Source organism: Promicromonospora sp. NFX87 (assembly GCF_048564965.1).
Lineage (GTDB): Bacteria > Actinomycetota > Actinomycetes > Actinomycetales > Cellulomonadaceae > Promicromonospora.
This window is the reverse complement of sequence record NZ_CP183413.1, coordinates 767,411-789,192: the sequence shown is the minus strand read 5'-3', so window position 1 is coordinate 789,192 and position 21,782 is coordinate 767,411. Positions and strand designations below refer to the sequence as shown.

The following is a 21,782-nucleotide window of genomic DNA, read 5'->3' as shown; positions in this document are numbered from 1 at the left end:
GGGCGGTTTCAGCGAACCATTCTCCCGGACAACTTCCCGGTGGCGCGCCGCAGCACAGTGGAAGGCGGGGTACGCGACGCGCGTACCCCGCCTCACCTGGAGCGAAGCGTCACGCCGGAGGTCCGGGCGTGATCAGGCTCACTCCGACTTGGTCACCTGGTACAGCAGCGGGTCGCTGTCCCAGCCGAACACGACGTTGTCGACGGACTCGGACCAGCCGCCGGTCGCGTTGTTGTACCAGAGCGGGATGCCCGGCATGTCCTGGAACAGGATCGTCTGGGCCTCCTTGTACAGCTCGACCGCCGTCTCCGGGTCGGGCGCGCCGTTCGCCTCGGTCAGCTTGGCGTCGAACTCCTCGCTCGAGTAGCCCATGTCGTTCGAGCCGGCACCCGTGCCGTAGATCGGGCCGAGGAAGTTACCCATGGCCGGGTAGTCGGCCTGCCAGCCACCACGGAAGAGACCCTTGATCTCCTCGTTGTCACGCGCGTCGAGGAACTCGTCGAACGTGGGGTACGCGTCGAACTCGCAGTCGATGCCGAGCGTGTCGCGGATGCCGTTGCAGGTCGGGTCGACCCACGACTGGTGGTCGCTGTCCGCGTTGGACGCGATGTACAGCGGCTCGTCGCCCCACGGCTCGATGGCCTCTGCCTCGTCCCAGAGACGCTTGGCCTCCTCGGGGTCGTACTGGAGCACCTCGTTGCCCTCGAGGTCCTCGCTCCAGCCGTTGATGACGGGAGACGTGAAGTCGGTGGCAGGGGTACGCGAGCCGGAGAAGACCGTCTCGGTGATCTGGTCGCGGTCGATCGCCATGGAGATGGCCTGACGACGCATCAGCCCGGCCTCGCCCTGGAAGCCCTCGACGTACTCAGGAACGTTGATCACCTGGATGACGGCGGCGGGCTGGTTGACCGCACGGTCGCCCAGCTCCTCCTCGAACGTGCCGAACGCCGACGCCGGGACGTTGGTGACGATGTCCAGGTTGCCGTCGAGCAGGTCGTTGTACGCCGAGTCCTCGTCGGTGTAGGCGACCAGGTCGACACCACCGTTCTGGACCTCGCGGTCACCCTGGTAGGACTCGTTCGGGCGCAGCTCGATGAGCGAGTTGTGCTCCCAGGTCTCCAGGACGTAGGGACCGTTGCCGATCGGGGCCTCGCCGGCCGCCTCAGGGTCCTCGAAGAAGGACTCGGGCAGCGGGTAGAAGGCCGAGTAGCCCAGGCGCAGCGGGAAGTCGGACTCCGGCTGCGTCAGCGTCACGGTGAACTCGGTGTCGCTGACGACCTCGAGGCCGGACATCTCCTCGGCCGCGGGCACCTCGCCCTCGATGGGCGCGCCCTCCTCGTCGAACTGGTCCTCCGCGAGCTGGAGGTCCGCGAAGCCCTCGATCGGCTCGAAGAAGTAGCTCAGGTTCTGCGCGTTGGGGCCGTACGCGCCGTAGTTCCACGCGTCGACGAAGCTCTGCGCAGTGACCGGCGTGTCGTCCGAGAACGTCCACCCGTCCTTGAGCGTGACGTTCCAGACCTTGTTGTCTTCCGACTCGATCGACTCCGCGACCTCGTTGTGCACGACACCCTCGGCGTCGTAGTAGACCAGGCCGGCGAAGATGTTGCCCGTGACCTTGGATCCGAAGACCTCATTGGTCATGGTCGGGATGATCGGGTTCTGCGGTTCGCCGTTACCGACCGTCACGATGCCGGTGCTGGCGCCGTCGCCGGTGTCATTGCCGCCGCCGCCACCGCCGCAAGCGGTCAGCACGAGCGACGAGGCGAGCGCGAATGCGCCAAGCCCCACAAGCCGCTTTCGAGGTGTCACGTGTCCTCCTGGGTAGCAGTTCACCCCGGTCAGACGGGTTGCCGTCCGGAGCGATGCGGACGCTTCTTTGCGCCCAGTGATAACAGACCTAACGTAGCCGCTACTTGCAGATGGCGATGACCACCTCACAGGAAAAGCCACCGAGTTGTGACCATCTCGGTATGCGCGGGTAACACTCGGTAACAGTTCTGACCAGGTGGTTCTCACACCCGTAACAAAGGTGTCGCCAGGCCTTTCACCAGGAAATTCACCCGTTGCCTCGGTCTATCACCCGGCCGTCGTGGAGCTCGACCACCCGGTCCGCACGCGCCATCAGCTCCGGGTCGTGCGTCGAGACGACGGCGGCGACGCCCCTCTCGTGCACCACCCGGGCGAGCAGGTCCATCACCACGGCAGCGGTGCCGGAATCGAGCTGTCCGGTGGGCTCGTCCGCGAGCAGCAGCTCGGGGTCGGCCACGAGCGCGCGGGCGATGCCCACCCGCTGCTGCTGCCCGCCCGACAGCTCGTACGGCCGCTGCTTCGCGTGCCCGGCCAGCCCGACGGCGTCCAGCGCGGCCGCCACCCGTTCCGCGCGCTCGGCCGGGGCCGTGCGCCGCAGCCGCAGCGGCACCTCCACGTTCTCCGCCGCGGACAGCACGGGCACCAGCCCGAACGACTGGAACACGTAGCCGATCCGTTCGCGCCGGGCGGTGAGCACCGCCTTCTCCCCCAGCGCCGTCAGCTCGGAGTCGCCCAGCCATACGCTGCCCGACGTCGGACGGTCCAGGCCGCCCAGCAGGTTCAGCAGCGTGGTCTTGCCCGAGCCGGACGGACCCCGCACCACGAGCAGCTCGCCCGCCGCGACCTCCAGCGACGCGCTGGTCAGCGCGCGCACCTCGCCTGCCCCGGTACCGAACACCCTGGTGAGGTCCTGGGCGCGCAGCACGGTGCGCGCCTCGGTCGTCGTCGTCATCGGTCCTCCTCGGTCGTTCGGCGGTCGAGCTCGTCGATGCCTGGTGCGGTCTCGACAGTCTCGACCAGCGACTGCGGCGCCGCCGGCCAGACGCCGACGTGGTCCGGCTCCAGGGCCAGCCGCACGCGGTCGCGCAGGTCGAGCGCGTGCACGAAGTCCTGCGGCAGCTGCAGGCGGCCCACCCGGTCGAGCACCGCGAACTCCTCCGAGACATGCCGCGCCCGGCCGTGCTCGTCGGTCTCCGTACGCCGCAGGGTCTCCGTGGAGGTACGGCCGTCGCGGATCTGGACGGTGCGCGCGACGTGCTCGGACACCGTCGGGTCGTGCGTCACGATCAGGGTGGTCACGCCCGTCTCCCGGTTCACGCCGCGCAGGGCCTCCAGCACCTCGACGGAGGTGGCCTCGTCGAGCTCGCCGGTGGGCTCGTCAGCCAGCAGCACACGGGGGCTGTTGGCCACGGCGACCGCGATCGCCGTCCGCTGCTGCTCCCCGCCGGACATCTCGCCCGGGCGCCGCCCGGCCACGTGACCGACCTCCAGCAGCTCGAGCAGCGCCTCGACGCGGCGTGCGCGGTCCCGTCTCGACAGGCCCGACCCCCGGGACGCCAGCTCCAGCGGGAGCCGGACGTTCTCGCTCGCCGTGAGGTACGGCAGGAGGTTGCGCGAGGTCTGCTGCCACACGAAGCCGACGGTCGAGCGCTGGTAGCGCACCCGTTCGGCGTGCCCCATGGTCAGCAGGTCGGTCCCCGCCACCACGGCCGACCCGCCGGTCGGCGTGTCCAGGCCGGAGAGGATCGTCAGCAGGGTGGACTTCCCCGACCCGGACGCGCCGACGACGGCGACGATCTCCCCCGGGTCGACGCTCAGCGTCAGCCCCTGCAGCGCCTGCACCTCGACGCCGTCCGTGGCGAAGATCCTGACCAGGTCGCCGCAGCGGATCTCCCCGCCGCCCGCCGGCGCGGCCGACACCGGAGCGCCGCCGTCCGTCAGCTCGATGGTCGTGCTCATCGGGTCTCCTCTCGAACGCCTGGGTCTCGAACGCCTGGGTCTAGAACGCCTGGGTACAGGGTCGTCGTGTCAGTCATTGCTGCCCATCCGCAGCTGAGCCGCCACCTCGCCGCGCCGGCTCAGCGCCGCCGCGACACCCACCGCGGCCAGCACCACCACGACGAACCCCGCGGCGGCCGCACCGAGGAGCAGGGGGTCGTACTGCGGACCGGGTTGCGCGATACCGCCCGTCAGCGCGGTGACGTCGACCGCGGCCAGCACGAGCGACGGCACCGCCACGCCGAGCACAGCGCCCACCGCAAGCGCCACCACCGCCCACGGCCCGATCTCCCAGCCGACGAGCCCGCGCCCCTGGCGTGGCGACAGGCCGAGCGTCTGCAGCACGGCGAGCAGCCGGGCGCGGGCGGGCGCGGCGAGCATCAACGTCATCACCACGGCCGCCGCGCAGAGCAGGCCCGCGAGCAGCACGGCCAGCACGAACGCGATCACGAGCCCGCCGGAGACCGGCGCCGCGAGCATCTCGTCGGCCTCGTGGTCCGGGTCCTCCACCACCGCCGACGGGAGCATGCGGGTGATACCGGCTCTGACCGCTGAGCGGTCGGCGTCATCGGTCAGGCCGACCAGTGCGAGCCGCGGGTAGGTGGTGTCGCCGGTGGCGGCAGCCAGCCGGTCGGTGTCGACGAGGACGAGGGCGCGGCCGGCGGGGAGGCCGGGCAGCTCGTCGACCACGTCGGTGACACGCACGGGGACGCTGCCCTCCGGCGTCGCGAGCGTGATTCCCGTGCTGCCCGGGCTCACGCCAGGGCCGGCGGCGGACCGGGTGAGGATGACGGGCACCGCGTCGTCCGCCTCGCCGGAGCCGGTCGCCCGGGCCAGCTCGCCGAGCGTCTCCGGCGCCCCGGCCACGTCGGCCTGGGCCGTCGCGAGCGCCGCGGCGTCCACCGTGTAGATCTCCGCGCGCGGGGACTCCCCGTCGCCCTGCAGCACGCCGTCGCCCACCGCGCCGACCGGGACCACTACCTCGACGCCGTCGAGCGCGGCGATCTGCTCGGCCGCCGGCTCGTCGATCATCGGGCCGGAGATCCGGAGGTCGGCGCCGGTCGCGCGCCAGGCCTCGCGGACGACGCCGCCGGAGACCGTCGAGTACAGCACCGCGGACGTCGCGGCGACCGCCACGGCGAGCACCAGCGCCACCGCAGGCACGGGCCCGCCGGCCGGGTCACGCGTGGCGCGGGCGGCCCCGAGGAACGGCACCAGGTCGCGGCGTGGCGCGAGCGCGCGCTCGACCGCCAGCGCGATCCAGGGGTAGGCGCGCACGGCGAGCAGGGTGAGCGCGAGGGAGACGAGGAGCGGCGCGGCGGCCACCAGCGGGTCGACGCCGGAGCCCGCACCCGAGCCGGCCACCACCCCGCGGGAGAGCAGCAGCCAGGTCGCCAGCGCCGCGCCCGCGACGACGAGCACCTCGAGCACCCAGCGCACGCGGCTGCGGGAGCGGGGCGCGAGGTCCGCCCGGGTGGCGCGGAGCCCGGCGGGCGACGTGGCGAGCGCGAGAGCGGCCGCCGGGGCGAGCCCCGCCGCGACGGTGAGCCCCACTTGGCTGAGGGTCACCGGGGCGTCCATACCGAGTCCGGTCGAGAGGGCGAGCCCCGTCCCGAACCCGACGGCCGCCGAGCCGAGCCCGACGACGAGTCCTTCGCCGCCCATGAGCAGGCGGAGCTGGCCCCCTGACGCTCCGCGGGCGCGCAGCAGGGCGAGGGCCGAACGGCGCCGGTCCACGACGAGCCGAGCGCCCAGGGCGAGCACCGCGACGGTCGCGCCGAGCGGTCCGACGGCGAGGACCGCGACTATCGCGTCGACACCGGTCCGCTGCGCGAGCAGGCGGTCCAGGATCTCGCTGAGCCGGCTGTCGGGCCGCAGCTGGACCGGCGTGGGGTCGTCGGGTCCGGCCGGGACGGGGATCACCTTGGTCGAGAGCCCGTTGACCTGGGACAGGAGGTCCGGCACGGCGGCTGCCGTCACGTCGTCGGTGCTGACCGGGTACCAGACACGGGTCTCGGCGTACCCCAGGGTCAGGGGCACGATCATCGCCGGGCTGACATAGACGGAGGCCGTACCGAGCAGGCCGCGGTTCGGGTCGTTGATCAGGGAGGCGTTCGCGCCGAAGCTGTTGTGCAACCAGTAGTCGGCCTCGGGGTCGCCGGTCTCGAAGATGCCCGTCACGACCAGGCTCGGGTACCGGTCCGCCAGGGCGACCACGCCCGATCCGCCGAGCGTGCCGTACTCCCCACCGAGCTCCCAGCCGTAGGCGTCGGCGACCGCGCGCGAGACCGCCACCTCGAACGGGCGGTTGCCGTCGGCCGGTGTCGCCGCGGGCCAGCTCCCCTCGACGAGCTCGGCCCGGTCCGCCAGGTTCGGAGCCGCGCGGAGCAGGATCTTGGCCTCGGCCAGCTCCGAGGCCGGCACCGGGTCCGTGTAGGCGAGCTCGGTCGCGCTCACATGGAAGTCGGGTGCGCCCATCGCCGAGCGCAGCGGCTCCGGTACCTCGGCGCGCACGGCGTCGAGGTTGGCGAGGAACGGTGACCAGTCGGGTTCGGCGGGGGCGCCCTCGGCGGGCTCCTCGCCGGGGACGTAGTACATCCCGCCCGGCGGCTCGCCGGGAACCGCCCCGACCACCGAGATCACGTCCTTGGAGAGGCCGGAGGCCGCCGCCGTCTCGTAGGCGACCTGGTCCCCGTGCATGGTGGCGACGGCGCGCGGCGCGGTCGACAGCACACCGGCCGCGAGGAACGCGACGACGCCGAGCGTGGCGGTGGCGCCCCAGGACGTGCGCAGCTGCCGCCGCGCGAGCAGACCCAGTCCGGACAGCGCGCCCATCAGCGGACCTCCTCGCGGTAGGTGGTGTCGCGGGCCTGCCCGGCGACGCGCCCGCCCACCCCGGCCGCCACCAGGACGAGTCCGGCCACCGCGGCGGCCAGCACCGCGCCAGTTCCCGCCGTCTCCAGGACGAACCGGGCCGGCGGCGCCGCGTCGATGCCGGTGAGCGTCGCGGCCGCCAGGCCGCCGACCACGAACCGGGCGACCCACCAGCCTGCGACGGCGCCCACCGCGAGCGCCACCAGGCCGACGGAGATCAGCTCGGCGGACCGCGCCCGGGCCTGCGCCGCCGGGCCGAGCCCGACGGCACGGAGCACGATCACCTCGCCGCGCCGCTGCCGCAGGGTCGCCACGGCGACGGCGAGCACTCCCGCGAGAGCGAGCACTGTCGCTCCCGCCGCGGCGAGCCAGAACGAGACCCGGACGGGTACTGCTGCCGTGGCCGTGGTGCCGTGGCCGGGCGTCGTGACGTCCGGGCGGTCGCGGACGCTCGCACTGGTGGCCTCGGCCACGGCGGTCACCTCCTGGGCCAGGCGGGTCACGGCGTCGGCGGGCGCCGTGGCGCCGGGCGGCCCCGCGGCCAGCCAGACCTCGCTCGTCAGCACCGGTTCCTTGACCTCACGGACCAGCGCGGCGGCGAGCGCACCCCTGTCGAGCAGGGCGGCGTACGGCTCGAGCGCGCCGGGCACGGTGCCCGATGACGCGACGGCCACGACCGCCAGACGTGTCCCGCCGAGGGTCAGCTCGAACGGGTCGTCCGGCTCGATGCTCAGCGCCTCCGTCAGCGAGGACGAGACGAGCAGCGGGACGGGGGCCGGTTCGGGCGTGGTCAGGAGGCGCAGCCTGCTGGCCCCTGCCGCACCGTCACCGAGCGGCATGCTGAGCTCGACCTCGCCGGGCGGCGCGTCGGTGCTCAGCTCGAGCCCATCGGCGCCGTCGAGCGTCTCGGACCGTGTCCACCCGGAGACCTCCAGCGGTTTCCCGCCCGCCGTGAGCCCGCCGAGGGTCAGCCTCGCGTCGGCGAGCCACCAGCCCGGCCGGGTGTCCAGGTCGAGGGCGGCGACGCGCCATGCCTGGCCCGCCGGGGGCGGAGGCACCTCGGCGGACAGCTCGTGCGTGGTCGGGTCCGGGCCGAGGGTGCTGCCTGTCCCGTCGCCCTCGGCGAGCTGTCCGAGCTCGAGCGTCGCGAGGGTGCCGTCGGACGCGGCGAGCACCATCGACATCTCCAGCTCGTGCGAGGGCCCACCCGCGGGCATGGTCACGCCCGTCAGCGGGCGGATCGAGCCGCTCACGGTGAGGCTGACGTCGCGGGCGTCGTCGGGCAGGGCGGGCGCGGTCGCGAACGGGTCGCCGGCCAGGGTTCCGGCCGTCCGGCCGACGTCGAGCACCTCGGTGGGCGCGCGCATCACGGCGGGCAGGGCGGCCGCGGGCAGCGCGAGCATCGTGACCGGGCGGCCGTCGGAGTAACCGGTGGTGGCCAGCACGGGCGCCGCGGCGACGGCGTCCGGGCCCGAGGCATCGGTGCCCGGCTCGCCCAGCAGGTACGGCGCCGGGTCGAGGCGCCCGTTCTCCGGTGCCGTCACCCGCACGTCCGCGCCGTTGGCGAGCACGTCGACGTCGGCCCGCAGCCGCTCGGCGGTACCGGTGTACCCGCCGGCCAGGGTCGCCGCGCCGCCAGCGAGCACGAGCAGGACCACCGGCACCACGTAGACGACGAGCCGCCGGGCGACCTGCCGGGCCGCCAGCGGACCGACGACGCCCCGCGACCGTCCGGCGAGCGCCGCCCACAGCCGGGTGGCGGGACCGAGCACGGCCATCGCCGCCACGGCGAGCGCGGCCAGCGCGAGGGCCGGCGCCGCGGCCGCCGTGAGGTCGGTGCGTGCGCCGTCGGGGGTGGTCAGGAGCGGGGAGCCGTAGCGCAGCAGCTGGGTGACGCTCACCGCTGCGGCGGCCACCGTCAGCACCACCGTGCCCAGCGCGGCCACCTGGCGCACGCGCCCCGAGCGGTCGGTCACCTGTCGCCGCACCGCCGCCTGCGCCTGCAGCGCCGCGACCAGCGTGAGCGTCGCGGCCGCCACCACGGCCACGGCGAGCCCGACCGCCACCGGCGTGGCCGCGGGGGCAGCGGCCCCGGCGCCCTCCGCCGCAACGATCCTCAGCGCGGCCCACGCCGCGGTCCCGCCTGCCGCCGCGGCGGTCAGCGCCAGCAGCACGCCCTCGACGACGGCGGCCGCCGTCACCGTCCCGGGCGCGGCCCCACGCGAGACGAGCAGCGCCACCTCTGCCTCCCGGGTGGCGGCCAGCAGCCGCGCCACCTGCACCAGCGCGACCAGGCCCACCAGGGCCAGCAGGCAGAGCGGCACCAGGGCGACGGCGTCCGCCGCGTCCAGCGCGGCCGCGAGGTCGGCGGCCGTCGTGTCGAGCGTTCCCGCGACGGTCAGGCCGCGGGGCGCGACGGCCGTGTCCTCGCCCAGACCGCGCTCGATCCCGGCGGCGAGCGCCGCGAGGGCGGGCAGGTGCGCGGGGGTGAGCGTGGCGCCGTCGGGCACCACCGTCCAGCGGGCGAACGGGTCGGTGTCCAGGTCGGCCAAGGTCTCCTGGCTCACCACCACCGGGCCGGGGTAGGCGCCGTCCGAGCCGATGAGCGTCGCGGGGTCGCCGAGCCAGACCGCGTCGTCGGGGTCGGTGACCCGCCAGGTCGCCGTGATGGTGACCGGCGTGCCGGTACCGGTGGGTTCGTCGGGGTCGACGCCGAGGCGGACGGTGTCGCCGACGCCCAGGCCCGCGGCCTCCGCGGCGTCGGCCTGCACGGCCGCCTCGTCGGGGGCGGCGGGCCAGGCGCCGTCCGCCAGGGTGACGCCCGAGGCGCCCGCGCCGGCCAGCGCCTCCGCGCGCGACGGGGCCGGGAGCAGTGCCACCGACCAGCGGCCCAGGTCCTGCCCCTCGCTGTCCCGCGTGTACTGCGGCTCGGTCCGCACGTCGTAGGCGACCTGGTGCGGTACGCCGTCGAGCAGGCCCGTGAGCGCCTGCTGGACCGTGGCGTCCTGCGCGTCGGCAGCGTCGCCGTCCGCCATCCGGGTGGCGAGCTGCAGCGCGCGGCCGGACGGCTCCGCGCCCGCGAGCCCGTCGCGGGCACCGGCGGTGGCGGCGGCCTGCGTCCAGCCGACGGTCACGCCGAGGGCACCCGTGAGCACCGCCACCAGCAGCCAGACGAGCGCGAGCAGCCCGCGGTGCGCCGTGGACCGGCGGGCAAGGAGGGTGGCTCGACTCACGGAGCCAAACTAGCCGTGCCCTGTGACACCAACTACAAAACTACCGCCGCCCCGGGCAACGATCTGATCACGCCCCAACGGCCGAAGTAGAGCGTCTGTCCGGACGCACGCTCTACTTCGGCGTACCTGGCGGGTCAGCGCATTGCGGCCGGGATGTACGGGCGCTCCGTGGCGCCCGTGTACACCTGGCGCGGGCGGCCGATCTTCGTCTGCGGGTCCTTGATCATCTCGCGCCACTGGGCGATCCAGCCGGGCATGCGGCCCAGCGCGAACAGCGGCGTGAACATGGCGGGCTCGAAGCCCATCGCCTTGTAGATGAGGCCCGTGTAGAAGTCGACGTTCGGGTAGAGCTTGCGCTCCACGAAGTAGTCGTCCGAGAGGGCGATCTCCTCGAGGCCCCGCGCGATGTCGAGCAGCTCGTCCTTGGCGCCGAGCTTGTCGAGCACCTCGTCGGCCGACTTCTTCACGATCGCGGCACGCGGGTCGTAGGACTTGTAGACCCGGTGGCCGAAGCCCATCAGGCGCACGCCGTCCTGCTTGTTCTTGACCTTGTCCATGAAGGTCTCGACGGTCTCGCCGCCCGAGCGGATCTTCTCGAGCATGGTGAGCACCGCCTCGTTGGCGCCACCGTGCGCCGGACCGGACAGGGCGTTCACGCCTGCCGCCACCGAGGCGTACAGGGTCGCGTTGGACGAGCCGACGACGCGCACCGTGGACGTCGAGCAGTTCTGCTCGTGGTCCGCGTGCAGCACGAGCAGCTTCTCCAGGGCGTCCACGACCATCGGGTCGGCCTCGTAGGCCTCGTACGGCGTCGCGAACGTCATGCGCAGGAAGTCCTCGACGTACCCGCGCGAGTAGTCCGGGTACAGCAGCGGCTCGCCCACCCGGCGACGGTGCAGGTAGGACGTGATGGTGCGCGTCTTGGCGAGCAGCAGCACCGTGGCCAGGTCGACCTGGTCGTCGTCCGCGGGGTCCAGCGACTCGGGGTAGAACGTGCCCAGCGCGTTCACCGCGGAGGCGAGCACCGCCATCGGGTGCGCGTTCCGGGGGAAGGTGCCCATGAACGTGCGGAAGTCCTCGTGCACGAGCGTGTGGCGGTTGACCCGCTCGGTGAACGAGTCCAGCTCCGTGGCGCTCGGCAGCTCGCCGTAGATGAGCAGGTAGGCCACCTCGAGGAAGCCCGAGCCCGAGGCCAGCTGGTCGATCGGGTACCCGCGGTAGCGCAGGATGCCCGCGTCACCGTCGATGTACGTGATCGACGACTCGCACGACGCCGTGTTCATGAAGCCCGGATCGACCGTGACCAGGCCCGTGTCCTTGAGCAGCGACGACACGACTATGCCGTCGTTGCCCTCGCTCGCGGCCACGACAGGCAGGGTGTGAGAGGTTCCGTTGACGGCGAGCTCGACGCGGCTCGAGCCGTCCACCGGTGTGGAGGTCATGTCTTCCTTCCTGAATGGCGCACGAGGGACGCTGCTGTGAAACTGCGGTGAAGGAAATTCACGGGCAGCGTCGACCTGGGGCACGACAGTATCGCGCCCTGCTCTTTTTTTTCCAATCCGTCGGTCAAGCCTCTGTGAGGCGTGCCACAGCGTCGGCAATCTGCGCGTCAGTGGCGGTCAGCGCCACTCGCGTGTGCTCGTCGTCGCCGTAGAGGTGGCCGGGCGCGGTCAGGATGCCGCGGTCCGCGAACCATTCGGCGACCCGCAGGCCGGTGCGCCCGTCCGGCGCCGCCACCCAGAGGTACAGACCTGCTCCCGATTCCTCCACGACGAGCCCTGCCGCGACGACCGCGGCGGTCAGCGCCCGACGCCGGGCGCCGTAGACCTCGCGCTGCGCGGCGACGTGCTCGTCGTCGGACAGCGCGGCCGTCATCGCTGCCTGGACCGGAGCGGGCACGATGAGGCCGAGATGCTTGCGGGTCTGCGTGAGGCCGGCGATCAGCGCGGCGTCGCCCGCGAGGAACGCCGCCCGGTAGCCCGCGATGCTGGACTGCTTGGACAGGGAGTACGCCGCGAGCAGCCCGTCGTGGGAACCGTCACACACGCGAGGGTCGAGGATCGACGGGACACCCTCGTCGACCCAGGGCGCCTCCCACGCCAGCTCGGCGTAGCACTCGTCGGAGACGACGACGGCGCCGATGGCGCGCGCCGCCTCCACCACGGCACGCAGGGCCTCGACGTCCAGCACCCGGCCCGTCGGGTTTCCCGGAGAGTTGACCCACACCATGCGGACGTCGTCCCGGCCGGCCCAGTCGGCGACGTCGTCGGTCGCCAGCGGCGTGGCACCCGCCGCGCGGATGCCCGCCACATAGGTCGGATAGGCCACGGCCGGGTGCACGACGACGTCGCCCGGTCCAAGGCGGAGCAGCGAGGGCAGCAGGCCGACGAGTTCCTTGGAGCCGATGGTCGGCAGCACGGCGACGGGGTCGAGGCCGGGCACGCCCCGGCGTCTGGCGAACCAGTCCGCGACGGCCTGGCGCAGCGCGGGCGTGCCCGCCGTCATCGGGTAGCCCGGCGCGTCGGAGGCCGCCTCCAGCGCGTTCCGCACGACCTCGGGCGTCGGGTCCACGGGCGTGCCCATGGAGAGGTCGACCAGACCGCCCGGGTGGGCCTTGGCGGTCGCCGTGATGCCGGCGATCGAGTCCCAGGGGTACGGCAGGTCGGAGAGGTCGTGCAGACCCATGTCGCGGGCCGTCAGGCCTGGGGCGGGAGGGCCGCGATCATCGGGTCGTCCTTCTCGATGACGCCCATCTTCGCGGCACCACCGGGCGAGCCGAGGTCGTCGAAGAACTCGACGTTCGCGCGGTAGTAGTCCTTCCACTCGTCGGGGACGTCGTCCTCGTAGTAGATGGCCTCCACCGGGCAGACCGGCTCGCAGGCACCGCAGTCCACGCACTCGTCGGGGTGGATGTACAGGGAGCGGCTGCCCTCGTAGATGCAGTCCACGGGACACTCCTCGATGCATGCCCGGTCCTTGACGTCGACGCATGGCTGAGCGATCACGTAGGTCACTTCGAGGGTGTCCTTCCACTTCCGGACTTGAGGATCATGCACGATGCGGACCGCGGAACGAGCCCGGCGGCGCGATCCTAGTATCTCCCGGGAGACGCTCAGATCCCCACCGGTCTCACGCAGCGGAAAGGGAACCTACGTGACATTCGCTACACCACCGGCTCCGACGGGCGGCTGGCGCGCGCTCCGGCCCGGCACCCGGGTGGTCGTGCGGCGCCGGCTCACGCCGGCAGGCCCCGTGGTGTCCGACGGCGGGACGGCGCACCGCTGGACAGATCTCATCGGATTTGTCGTCGAGGTGTCCGACGCCGGTCTGCGGCTGCGCACCGATCCGGTGCCCGGCCGCGGGGAGCCGGAGGAGGTCTCCGTCGCGGCCGCCGACATCGAGACCGCCAAGCCGGTCCCGCCGCGGCCCGTCAGGCGTTCTGGTCCACCCAGATGACGCCCGTCGGGCACATGCTCACTGCCTCCTGCACGGCGAAGTCGAGCTCCGGGCCGGGGCGCTCGTCCAGCAGAACTACCCGGTCGTCCTCGTCCTGACCGAACACCTCGGGGGCGAGCAGCACGCACTGGCCGGCGCCGCAGCAGGCGTCCTGGTCCACGTTGATCTTCATGGGAACACTCTCCCTACTTGGGGGCCGGTTCGCCTAATCCGGGCTCCGGCGGATGCCCGGATCAGGCGAACCGATCCGATCAGGCGTTGGCCACCAGGCCCAGCTCCGCGACGCTCGTGAGGTGCGAGTGCTTGGGCACGATGCGGACGGTGTAGCCGAACGGGCCGGACGTGTCCAGCTCCACCTCGCCGCCGAACGCGTGGCGCCCGGCCTCGTAGGACTCGGTGAGCGCGAGCGGTTCGGTCGTGAACTCCTCGATGACGTCGGCCTCCGTGACCCGGCCGTGCACCACCTGGACGTCCACGTCGTCGGGCGACAGCGCGCCCAGCGAGACGTACGCCCGCACGGTGAGCCGGTCGCCGACCTGCACCGCCTCGCCGATCCCCGCGGACTCCACGTGGTCCACCCGCACCTGGGACCACGAGTTCCGCACGTGCTCCTTCCAGCCCGCCAGGTCCTTCGCCGCGGCGAAACCGTCGGTGGCGAGCAGCCGGCCGGCCTCGGCGGCCGGGGCGTACAGGCCGTGCACGTACTCGGAGACCATGCGCGTGGCCTGCACCTTCGGGCCGAGCGTGGCCAGCGTGTGCCGCACCATCTCGAGCCAGCGGCCCGGCACGCCATCGGTCCGGTCGTAGAAGGCGGGCGCCACCTGGGACTCGACCAGGTCGTACAGCGCGGCGGCCTCCAGGTCGTCCCGGCGGTCGGCGTCCTCGACGCCGTCGGCCGTCGGGATGCCCCAGCCGTTCTCGCCGTCGTACCACTCGGCCCACCAGCCGTCCTCGATCGAGAGGTTCAGGCCACCGTTGAGCGCGCTCTTCATGCCGGAGGTCCCGGAGGCCTCCAGCGGCCGCAGCGGGTTGTTCAGCCAGACGTCGCAGCCCGGGTACAGCGACTGCGCCATGCCGATGTCGTAGTTCGGCAGGAAGACGATGCGGTGCCGCACCTCGGGGTCGTCGGCGAACCGGACGAGCTGCTGGATGAGCCGCTTGCCCGAGTCGTCGGCGGGGTGCGACTTGCCCGCCACGACGAGCTGCACGGGCCGCTCGGGGTGCAGCAGGAGCGCCTTGAGGCGGTCCTGGTCGCGCAGCATGAGCGTGAGCCGCTTGTAGGTGGGCACGCGGCGGGCGAAGCCGATGGTGAGCACGTCGGGCGACAGGATGTCGTCGACCCAGCCGAGCTCGGCCGGGGACGCCCCGCGCTCGCGCCAGGACTTACGCACCCGGCGGCGGGCCTCGGCCACGAGCTCGCCGCGCAGCTCGCCGCGCAGGGCCCACAGCTCGGCGTCGGACACCCTGCCCGGGTCGAGCCAGCCGGCCGACGCCTCGGGCGCCGTGATCTGGTCCAGCCCCATCCGCTCCGCCTCCACGGCGGCCAGCCGCGGCGCGACCCAGGTGGGCGAGTGCACGCCGTTGGTGACCGACCTGATCGGCACCTCCCGCGCGTCGAACCCCGGCCAGAGGCCCTCGAACATCTCCCGCGAGACCTGGCCGTGCAGCAGCGAGACGCCGTTCGCCCGGCCGCCGAGCCGCAGGCCCATCACCGCCATGTTGAACACGGTGGGGTCGCCGCCGTCGTAGTCCTCGGAGCCGAGCGCCAGGACGCTCTCCAGCGGCACGCCGTCCATCGCGTTGTCGCCGCCGAAGTAGGTGCTGACCAGGTCCTTCGGGAACCGGTCGATGCCGGCGGGGACGGGCGTGTGCGTGGTGAACACCGTCGCGGCGCGTACCGCCTCGTGCGCCTCGCCGACGCTCAGGCCGGACCCGACGAGCTCGCGGATGCGCTCCACCCCGAGGAAGCCGGCGTGGCCCTCGTTGGTGTGGTAGACCTCCGGGTCCGGCGCGCCGGTGAGGCGCGACCAGGCACGCAGCGCACGCACGCCGCCCACGCCGAGCAGCAGCTCCTGCTGCAGGCGGTGCTCGCCGCCGCCGCCGTACAGGCGGTCGGTGACCTTGCGCGACGCGTCGTCGTTCTCGGGCACGTTCGAGTCGAGCAGCAGCAGCGGCACGCGGCCGACGGCGGCGACCCAGACGTGCGCGTGCAGCTTGCGGCCGCCGGGCAGGTCGAGCGAGATGAGTGCCGGCGTGCCGTCCTCCTCGCGCAGGACCGCGAGCGGCAGGCCGTCCGGGTCGAGCAGCGGGTACGTCTCCACCTGCCACGCGTCACGGGTCAGCGACTGCCGGAAGTAGCCGGCCCCGTACAGCAGGCCCACGCCGACGATGGGCACGCCCATGTCGGAGGCGCTCTTCAGGTGGTCGCCCGCCAGGATGCCGAGGCCGCCCGAGTACTGCGGCAGCACCGAGGTGATGCCGAACTCCGGCGAGAAGTAGGCGATGGCGCGCGGCAGCTCGCCGCCCGACGCCTGGCGCTGGTACCACTGCGGGTCCCGCAGGTAGCGGTGGAGGTCGTCCGACGCCGCGCGCACCCGGCCGGTGAACGACTCGTCGGCGGCGAGCGCCGACAGCCGTTCGGAGCCGAGCGCGGCGAGCAGCGCCACGGGATCGCCCCGGACGTCGGACCAGAGCTCTGGGTCGATGCTCGCGAACAGCTCGCGCGTCGGCGCGTGCCAGGACCAGCGAAGGTTCTGGGCCAGCTCGTCGAGCGCCGCGAGCTGCTCGGGGAGGACCGTGCGGACGGTGAATCTGCGGATCGCTCTCACTGGACGAAGACTACGCACATGTCCGAGCGAGCACACCTCGCCTGGTGGGATATGGGATCCGGTCCGCGCGGCGTCATCATGGCGTCATCATGGCGTCGCCGCGGACCTCCGGTCGCGGACCTCCACAGGACAGTTTCGAAACCCGGCGCGCCCGAAAGGCGAGTCCCCCGTATCGGTCGATAGCGTGTTCCGGTGAGCCCGTACTCGACTCCCGGCCGGATCGGCCGAATCCCCGTCCTCGAGGTCTCCCCCGTCGTCGAGGCAGGACGGTGGCCGGCGAAAGCCGTGGTCGGGGAGGTGGTCCCGATCGAGGCGACGGTCTTCCGTGAGGGGCACGACGCCGTCGCCGCGACCGCGGTTCTGGTCGCCCCGGACGGTACCGACCACTCGTGGGCCCCGATGGTCGACGTCTCCCCCGGCCTGGACCGTTTCCGCGGTTTCCTGCAGCCCGATGCCGAGGGCGACTGGTCGTTCCGGGTGGAGGGGTGGTCGGACCCGTACGCGACCTGGGTGCACGACGCGGGGATCAAGATCGCCGCCGGCATCGACGTCGAGCTGATGCTCGCGGAGGGCGTTCGGCTGTTCGACCGGATCTGCCGCCTGGTGCCGGACGACGCGCTGGTCGCCCGGGGCCGCACCACCCGCGCGGCGCGGGCCCTGACGGCGGCGCGGCGGGCACTGGGTGACGCCTCGCGGCCGGCGGAGGCCCGGTTCGCGGTGGCGACGTCGCCCGAGGTCACCGAGGCCCTGCGGCGCGCGCCCCTGCGCGAGCTGGTCTCGGCGTCGGACACCTACCCGCTGCGGGTGTCGCGGCAGCTGGCACTCGCCGGGTCCTGGTACGAGATGTTCCCCCGGTCGGAGGGGGCGTACCAGAAGAAGGACGGCACGTGGGTGTCCGGCACGTTCAGGACCGCTGCCAAGCGGCTGCCGGCCATCGCGGCGATGGGCTTCGACGTCGTCTACCTGACGCCCATATCTCCCATCGGCACCACGTTCCGCAAGGGCCGCAACAACTCGCTGGAGGCCCTGCCGGGCGACCCGGGCAGCCCGTACGCGATCGGGTCGGCGGACGGCGGGCACGACGCCATCCACCCGGACCTGGGCACGGAGAGGGACTTCAAGGCGTTCGTCTCGGCGGCCCGTGCCCAGGGGCTGGAGGTGGCGCTCGACATCGCCCTCAACGCGTCGCCCGAGCACCCCTGGATCACCGAGCACCCCGAGTGGTTCGTGATCCGTGCCGACGGGTCCATCGCCTACGCGGAGAACCCGCCCAAGAAGTACCAGGACATCTACCCGCTCAGCTTCGACACCGACCCCGAGGGTCTCTACGCGGCGATGCTGGACGTCTTCCGCACGTGGATCGACCGGGGCGTCACCCTGTTCCGGATCGACAACCCGCACACCAAGCCGGTCAACTTCTGGGAGTGGCTCCTCGCGGAGGTGCACGCGACCAACCCCGAGGTCATCTTCCTGTCGGAGGCGTTCACCAAGCCGGCGATGATGCAGACGCTGGCACGGGTCGGGTTCCACCAGTCGTACACCTACTTCACCTGGCGCAACACGAAGGAGGAGATCGAGGAGTACCTGGCCGAGGTCAGCGGGCCGCAGGGGTCGGTGATGCGCCCGTCCTTCTGGCCCACCACCCACGACATCCTGCCGCCCTACCTGAGCGAGGGCGGCGTCGCGGCCTTCGCCGTACGCGCGGTGCTGGCCGCGACGGGCTCGCCCACGTGGGGCATCTACTCGGGCTACGAGCTCGTGGAGAGCACGCCGCGGCCCGGCGCCGAGGAGCAGATAGACAACGAGAAGTACGAGTACCGGCCCAGGGACTGGGAGCGCGCCGACGAGTACGGGATCGCGCTGCTGCTGGGCAAGCTCAACGAGATCCGCCGGGCGCACCCCGCGCTCCAGCAGCTACGAAACCTGACGATCCATCCGACGACGAACAGCAACGTGGTGGCGTTCTCGCGCCGGATCCCCGCTGATCGTCTCCCGCGCGCGACAGCGAAGCCCCAGGGCCGCACCATGAGTGCAGGGGGCAACGATCGGCGTGCCCCGCGGCACGACGACGTGGTCGTGGTCGTGCTGAACCTGGACCCCCGGAACGCACAGGAGTCTGTAGTGGACCTGAACCTTTCCGCCCTCGGCCTCAGTGCTCCCGAGGGCGACGACAGTGCACCCTTCTTCGTGGCACACGACCTGTTGTCCGGCGAGAGCTACGGCTGGGGAGCCCATCCCTGGGTCCGGCTCGACCCGCAGGTCCGCGTGGCACACGTCCTCCAGGTGGGTCCGGCATGACGACCTTCGGATCGGGTGGTCCCGCCGTCGGGCCGCCAGAGGGTTATCCGCTCGGGGCCGAGGGCGCACAGCCCGAACGGCCCAGCATGCCGAACCCGCCGGTGATGCCCGTGCCCGTCCAGGCCCTGCCACCGCGGCGGCAGCCGCGCCTGGACGCCCGGCGCAAGGGCCTGACGCACGACCCCGAGTGGTACAAGAAGGCAGTCTTCTACGAGGTGATGATCCGGTCGTTCTCGGACTCGGAGGACAACGGCGCGGGCGACCTGCGCGGCCTCGTGGAGCGGCTCGACTACCTGGAGTGGCTGGGCATCGACTGCCTGTGGCTGCCGCCGTTCTTCCCGTCGCCGCTGCGCGACGGCGGGTACGACGTCGCGGACTTCACGGCCGTCTCGCCGCAGTTCGGCACCATCTCGGACTTCAGCGACCTGATCGCCGCCGCGCACGAGCGCGGCATCCGCGTGGTGATCGACCTGGTCATGAACCACACCAGCGACGCCCACCCGTGGTTCCAGGCCTCACGCGCCGACCCGGAGGGCCCGTACGGCGACTTCTACGTGTGGGGCGACGACCCCACGCGCTACGAGGGCGCGCGCATCATCTTCGTGGACACCGAGACGTCGAACTGGACGTTCGACCCCGTGCGTCGGCAGTACTTCTGGCACCGGTTCTTCAGCCACCAGCCCGACCTGAACTTCGAGAACCCACGCGTGGTCGAGGCGATGCTCGACGTCGCGCGGTTCTGGCTGCAGCTGGGCGTGGACGGCTTCCGGCTGGACGCCGTGCCGTACCTGTTCGAGGCGGAGGGCACCAACTGCGAGAACCTGCCCGAGACGCACGCGTTCCTGCGCAAGGTGCGGCGCATGGTGGACACGGAGTTCCCGGGCCGCATCCTGCTGGCCGAGGCCAACCAGTGGCCCGCGGACGTGGTCGAGTACTTCGGCACGGACGACGAGCCCGAGTGCCACATGTGCTTCCACTTCCCCGTGATGCCGCGGATCTTCTACGCGATCCGCGACCAGCGGGCCCGCCAGCTGCTGGAGATCCTCGCGGACACGCCGGCCATCCCGGCGGGCGGGCAGTGGAGCACGTTCCTGCGCAACCACGACGAGCTCACCCTGGAGATGGTGTCCACGGAGGAGCGCGCCAGCATGTACGGCTGGTACGCCCCCGACCCGCGGATGCGGGCCAACGTGGGGATCCGGCGGCGGCTGGCCCCGCTGCTGGACAACTCCCGCAAGGAGATGGAGCTGGCCAACGCGCTGCTCCTGTCCATGCCGGGCACGCCGTGCCTCTACTACGGCGACGAGATCGGCATGGGCGACAACATCTGGCTGCCCGACCGCGACGCGGTACGCACCCCCATGCAGTGGACGCCGGACCGCAACGCCGGGTTCTCCACGGCGGACCCGGGCAAGCTCTACCTGCCGCTCGTCCAGTCGCTCGTGCACCACTACCAGCACACGAACGTCGAGGCGCAGCTCGCGCAGCCGACGTCGCTGCTGCACTGGATGCACAACATGCTGGCGTTCCGGCGCCTGCACCCCACGTTCGGGACGGGCGACTTCACGGCGCTCGACTGCAACGACGAGTCGGTCATCGCGTTCACCAGGTCCTCCGCCGAGGAGACCATCCTGGTGGCCGCCAACCTGTCCGCCACGGCGCGCTCGTCCACCATCAAGCTGCCCGGGTACGCCGGCTGGACGCTCACCGACGTGTTCGGCGGGGCCGGGTTCCCGAGCGTCGGCGACGACGGGATCCTCACCATGACCTGGGGTGCGCGCGACTTCTACTGGCTGGTGCTGGCCCCGCCGGCGCGCGCCGGATCGGCCGAGCCGGCAGGACAGGCGGGAGCGGTGTGAGCGCGGCGCGACTCGTCCACGTCTCCCCCGGGGCCGCGCACCTCCCCCCGGAGGTGCTGCGGCTGCTCGATACGTGGCTGCCCCAGCAGCGCTGGTACCCGGTACCCGCCGAGGGGGTCACGCACGAGCCCTGGCTCACCGTCACCTTCCCGGGGGTCGCCGACGTCGTCGTCGCCCTCCTGCGGCTGGCCGGCCCCGGCCTCGCCGCGGGATCCGACTCGCTGGTGATCCAGGTCCCGCTGGTCCTGACCCCCACCGCGGAGCCCGAGGCCGACACCGCAGAGACCGAGGCGGCGGGACTGATCGGCACGGTGACCACGGCGTCGGGCACCGCGACGGTGCACGATGGCGGAGCCCACCCCACCGCCTGGCACGCCTATCTCACGACCGCCCTCCCCGAGGCCTGCGAGCCGGCGGACTGCGCGGAGATGGCCGGCGCGAGACGCATCTCCGGCGAGCAGTCGAACACCTCGGTGATGCTTCCCGCGCTGTCCGCGCACGGTGGTCGCGGCGGGATGCTCAAGATCCTCCGGACCGTCGCGCTGGGCCCACATCCCGACGTCGTGATCCCGGAGGCCCTGACCTGGGCCGGCTGGGACGGCGTCCCCCGGTACCTCGGCGCCGTCCCGCTGCCCGTACCGGACGACCTCGACGCCGAGCCGCTCGCCCACCTCGCCGTGCTCTCCGAGCTGGTCACCGACGCCACCGACGGCTTCGAGCTCGCCTGCGCGTACGCCTCGCGCGACGAGGACTTCGGGGAGCGGGCCGCTGAGCTCGGGGCCGTCGTCGCACAGCTGCACGCGGTGCTGCTCGAGGCGCTCGGCCCTGGCCCCGGGCTCGAGCCCGCGAGCTTCATGGGCGTGCTGCGGCGGCGCGCCGCCGAGGCGTTCGCCGACGTACCGGACCTGGCCCCGCACCGCGCGGGCGTCGCCGCACTGTTCGACGCCGTGAGCGAGCGCCTGTCCGCCGCCGTCGAGCGCACCGGCGGGCTCGTACCCCTGCAGTCCATCCATGGCGACCTGCACCTCGGCCAGGCGCTCTACTCGCCGGACGGCTGGAAGGTGCTCGACTTCGAGGGCGAGCCGCAGCGTCCCGTGTCCGAACGTGTGGCGCCCGACCTGCCGCTGCGCGACGTCGCCGGGCTGCTCCGCTCGCTCGACTACGCGGCCGCCGTCGGGCAGGCGACCGACCCGCACTGGGTGGGGCACGCCCAGATCAGCTTTCTGGAGGGGTACCGGCAGGCCAGCGGCGCGACGGCGTCGGGCAGCGAGCTCTCCGTCGCCGACGCCGAGCTGCTGCTGCGCGCGCTCGTCCTGGACAAGGCGCTGTACGAGGTGGTCTACGAGTTCCGGCACCGGCCCGCGTGGATGCACATCCCGCTGACCGCTGTGGAACGCGTCCTCGCTTCGTGACCCCTACCAGCCCGG

General features: G+C 72.7%; 14 protein-coding genes. 4 read left to right on the top strand and 10 right to left on the bottom strand.

From position 1 onward, the window contains the following. Window positions 1-138 precede the first annotated feature (138 nt). The 8 genes from ACNYC2_RS03585 to fdxA form a co-directional block, all read right to left on the bottom strand. Window positions 139-1,809 (bottom strand): peptide ABC transporter substrate-binding protein, encoded by a 1,671-nt coding sequence (locus tag ACNYC2_RS03585; RefSeq protein ID WP_419705719.1) that lies wholly within the window; start codon window positions 1,807-1,809, stop codon window positions 139-141. A 247-nt stretch (window positions 1,810-2,056) separates the two neighbouring features. Continuing rightward, complete coding sequence (locus ACNYC2_RS03580) at window positions 2,057-2,761, bottom strand: ABC transporter ATP-binding protein (protein ID WP_419705718.1); 705 nt, start codon at window positions 2,759-2,761, stop codon at window positions 2,057-2,059. Beyond that, entirely contained in the window at window positions 2,758-3,768 is a 1,011-nt protein-coding gene (locus ACNYC2_RS03575) for an ABC transporter ATP-binding protein (RefSeq protein ID WP_419705717.1), read from the bottom strand. The genes ACNYC2_RS03580 and ACNYC2_RS03575 overlap by 4 nt, the downstream gene beginning before the upstream one ends. A 69-nt stretch (window positions 3,769-3,837) precedes the next feature. Beyond that, window positions 3,838-6,642, bottom strand: a complete 2,805-nt coding sequence (locus ACNYC2_RS03570; protein WP_419705716.1) for an FtsX-like permease family protein — start codon at window positions 6,640-6,642, stop codon at window positions 3,838-3,840. Beyond that, window positions 6,642-9,914 carry a hypothetical protein gene (locus tag ACNYC2_RS03565; protein WP_419705715.1) on the bottom strand — a complete coding sequence of 1,091 codons (3,273 nt, stop codon included), beginning with the start codon at window positions 9,912-9,914 and terminating at the stop codon, window positions 6,642-6,644. The genes ACNYC2_RS03570 and ACNYC2_RS03565 overlap by 1 nt, the downstream gene beginning before the upstream one ends. Before the next feature lie 134 nt (window positions 9,915-10,048). After that, window positions 10,049-11,356: a citrate synthase gene (locus ACNYC2_RS03560; RefSeq protein ID WP_419705714.1), complete on the bottom strand. Its 1,308-nt coding sequence runs from the start codon at window positions 11,354-11,356 to the stop codon at window positions 10,049-10,051. A 124-nt stretch (window positions 11,357-11,480) separates the two neighbouring features. Next, a complete protein-coding gene (gene dapC, locus ACNYC2_RS03555) occupies window positions 11,481-12,599 on the bottom strand; it encodes a succinyldiaminopimelate transaminase (protein ID WP_419705713.1) in 1,119 nt (372 codons plus the stop codon). Window positions 12,600-12,610: 11 nt separating this feature from the next. Beyond that, the gene (fdxA, locus tag ACNYC2_RS03550; RefSeq protein WP_020017584.1) at window positions 12,611-12,928 is read right to left on the bottom strand and encodes a ferredoxin; all 318 of its coding nucleotides are present in this window, start codon (window positions 12,926-12,928) and stop codon (window positions 12,611-12,613) included. Window positions 12,929-13,067: 139 nt separating this feature from the next. Here fdxA and ACNYC2_RS03545 point away from each other — a divergent pair, with 139 nt between their 5' ends. Next, window positions 13,068-13,370, top strand: coding sequence for a DUF6725 family protein (locus ACNYC2_RS03545; protein WP_419705712.1), 303 nt, complete (start codon window positions 13,068-13,070; stop codon window positions 13,368-13,370). Here the strand turns inward: ACNYC2_RS03545 and ACNYC2_RS03540 are convergent. Next, window positions 13,345-13,542: a ferredoxin gene (locus ACNYC2_RS03540; protein ID WP_377223772.1), complete on the bottom strand. Its 198-nt coding sequence runs from the start codon at window positions 13,540-13,542 to the stop codon at window positions 13,345-13,347. The genes ACNYC2_RS03545 and ACNYC2_RS03540 overlap by 26 nt on opposite strands. A gap of 79 nt (window positions 13,543-13,621) precedes the next feature. Then, a complete protein-coding gene (gene glgP, locus ACNYC2_RS03535; RefSeq protein ID WP_419705711.1) occupies window positions 13,622-16,198 on the bottom strand; it encodes an alpha-glucan family phosphorylase in 2,577 nt (858 codons plus the stop codon). A 192-nt stretch (window positions 16,199-16,390) separates the two neighbouring features. Between glgP and ACNYC2_RS03530 the strand changes: the two genes are divergently transcribed. From ACNYC2_RS03530 to ACNYC2_RS03520, 3 genes are all read left to right on the top strand, one after another. Further along, on the top strand, window positions 16,391-18,496 hold the full coding sequence (locus ACNYC2_RS03530) for an alpha-1,4-glucan--maltose-1-phosphate maltosyltransferase (RefSeq protein WP_419705710.1): 2,106 nt from the start codon (window positions 16,391-16,393) through the stop codon (window positions 18,494-18,496). Window positions 18,497-18,600: 104 nt separating this feature from the next. Further along, window positions 18,601-20,355 carry a maltose alpha-D-glucosyltransferase gene (gene treS, locus ACNYC2_RS03525; RefSeq protein WP_419707767.1) on the top strand — a complete coding sequence of 585 codons (1,755 nt, stop codon included), beginning with the start codon at window positions 18,601-18,603 and terminating at the stop codon, window positions 20,353-20,355. Beyond that, window positions 20,352-21,767 carry a maltokinase N-terminal cap-like domain-containing protein gene (locus tag ACNYC2_RS03520; protein WP_419705709.1) on the top strand — a complete coding sequence of 472 codons (1,416 nt, stop codon included), beginning with the start codon at window positions 20,352-20,354 and terminating at the stop codon, window positions 21,765-21,767. Before treS ends, ACNYC2_RS03520 begins: the two co-directional genes overlap by 4 nt. Window positions 21,768-21,782: the final 15 nt, after the last annotated feature.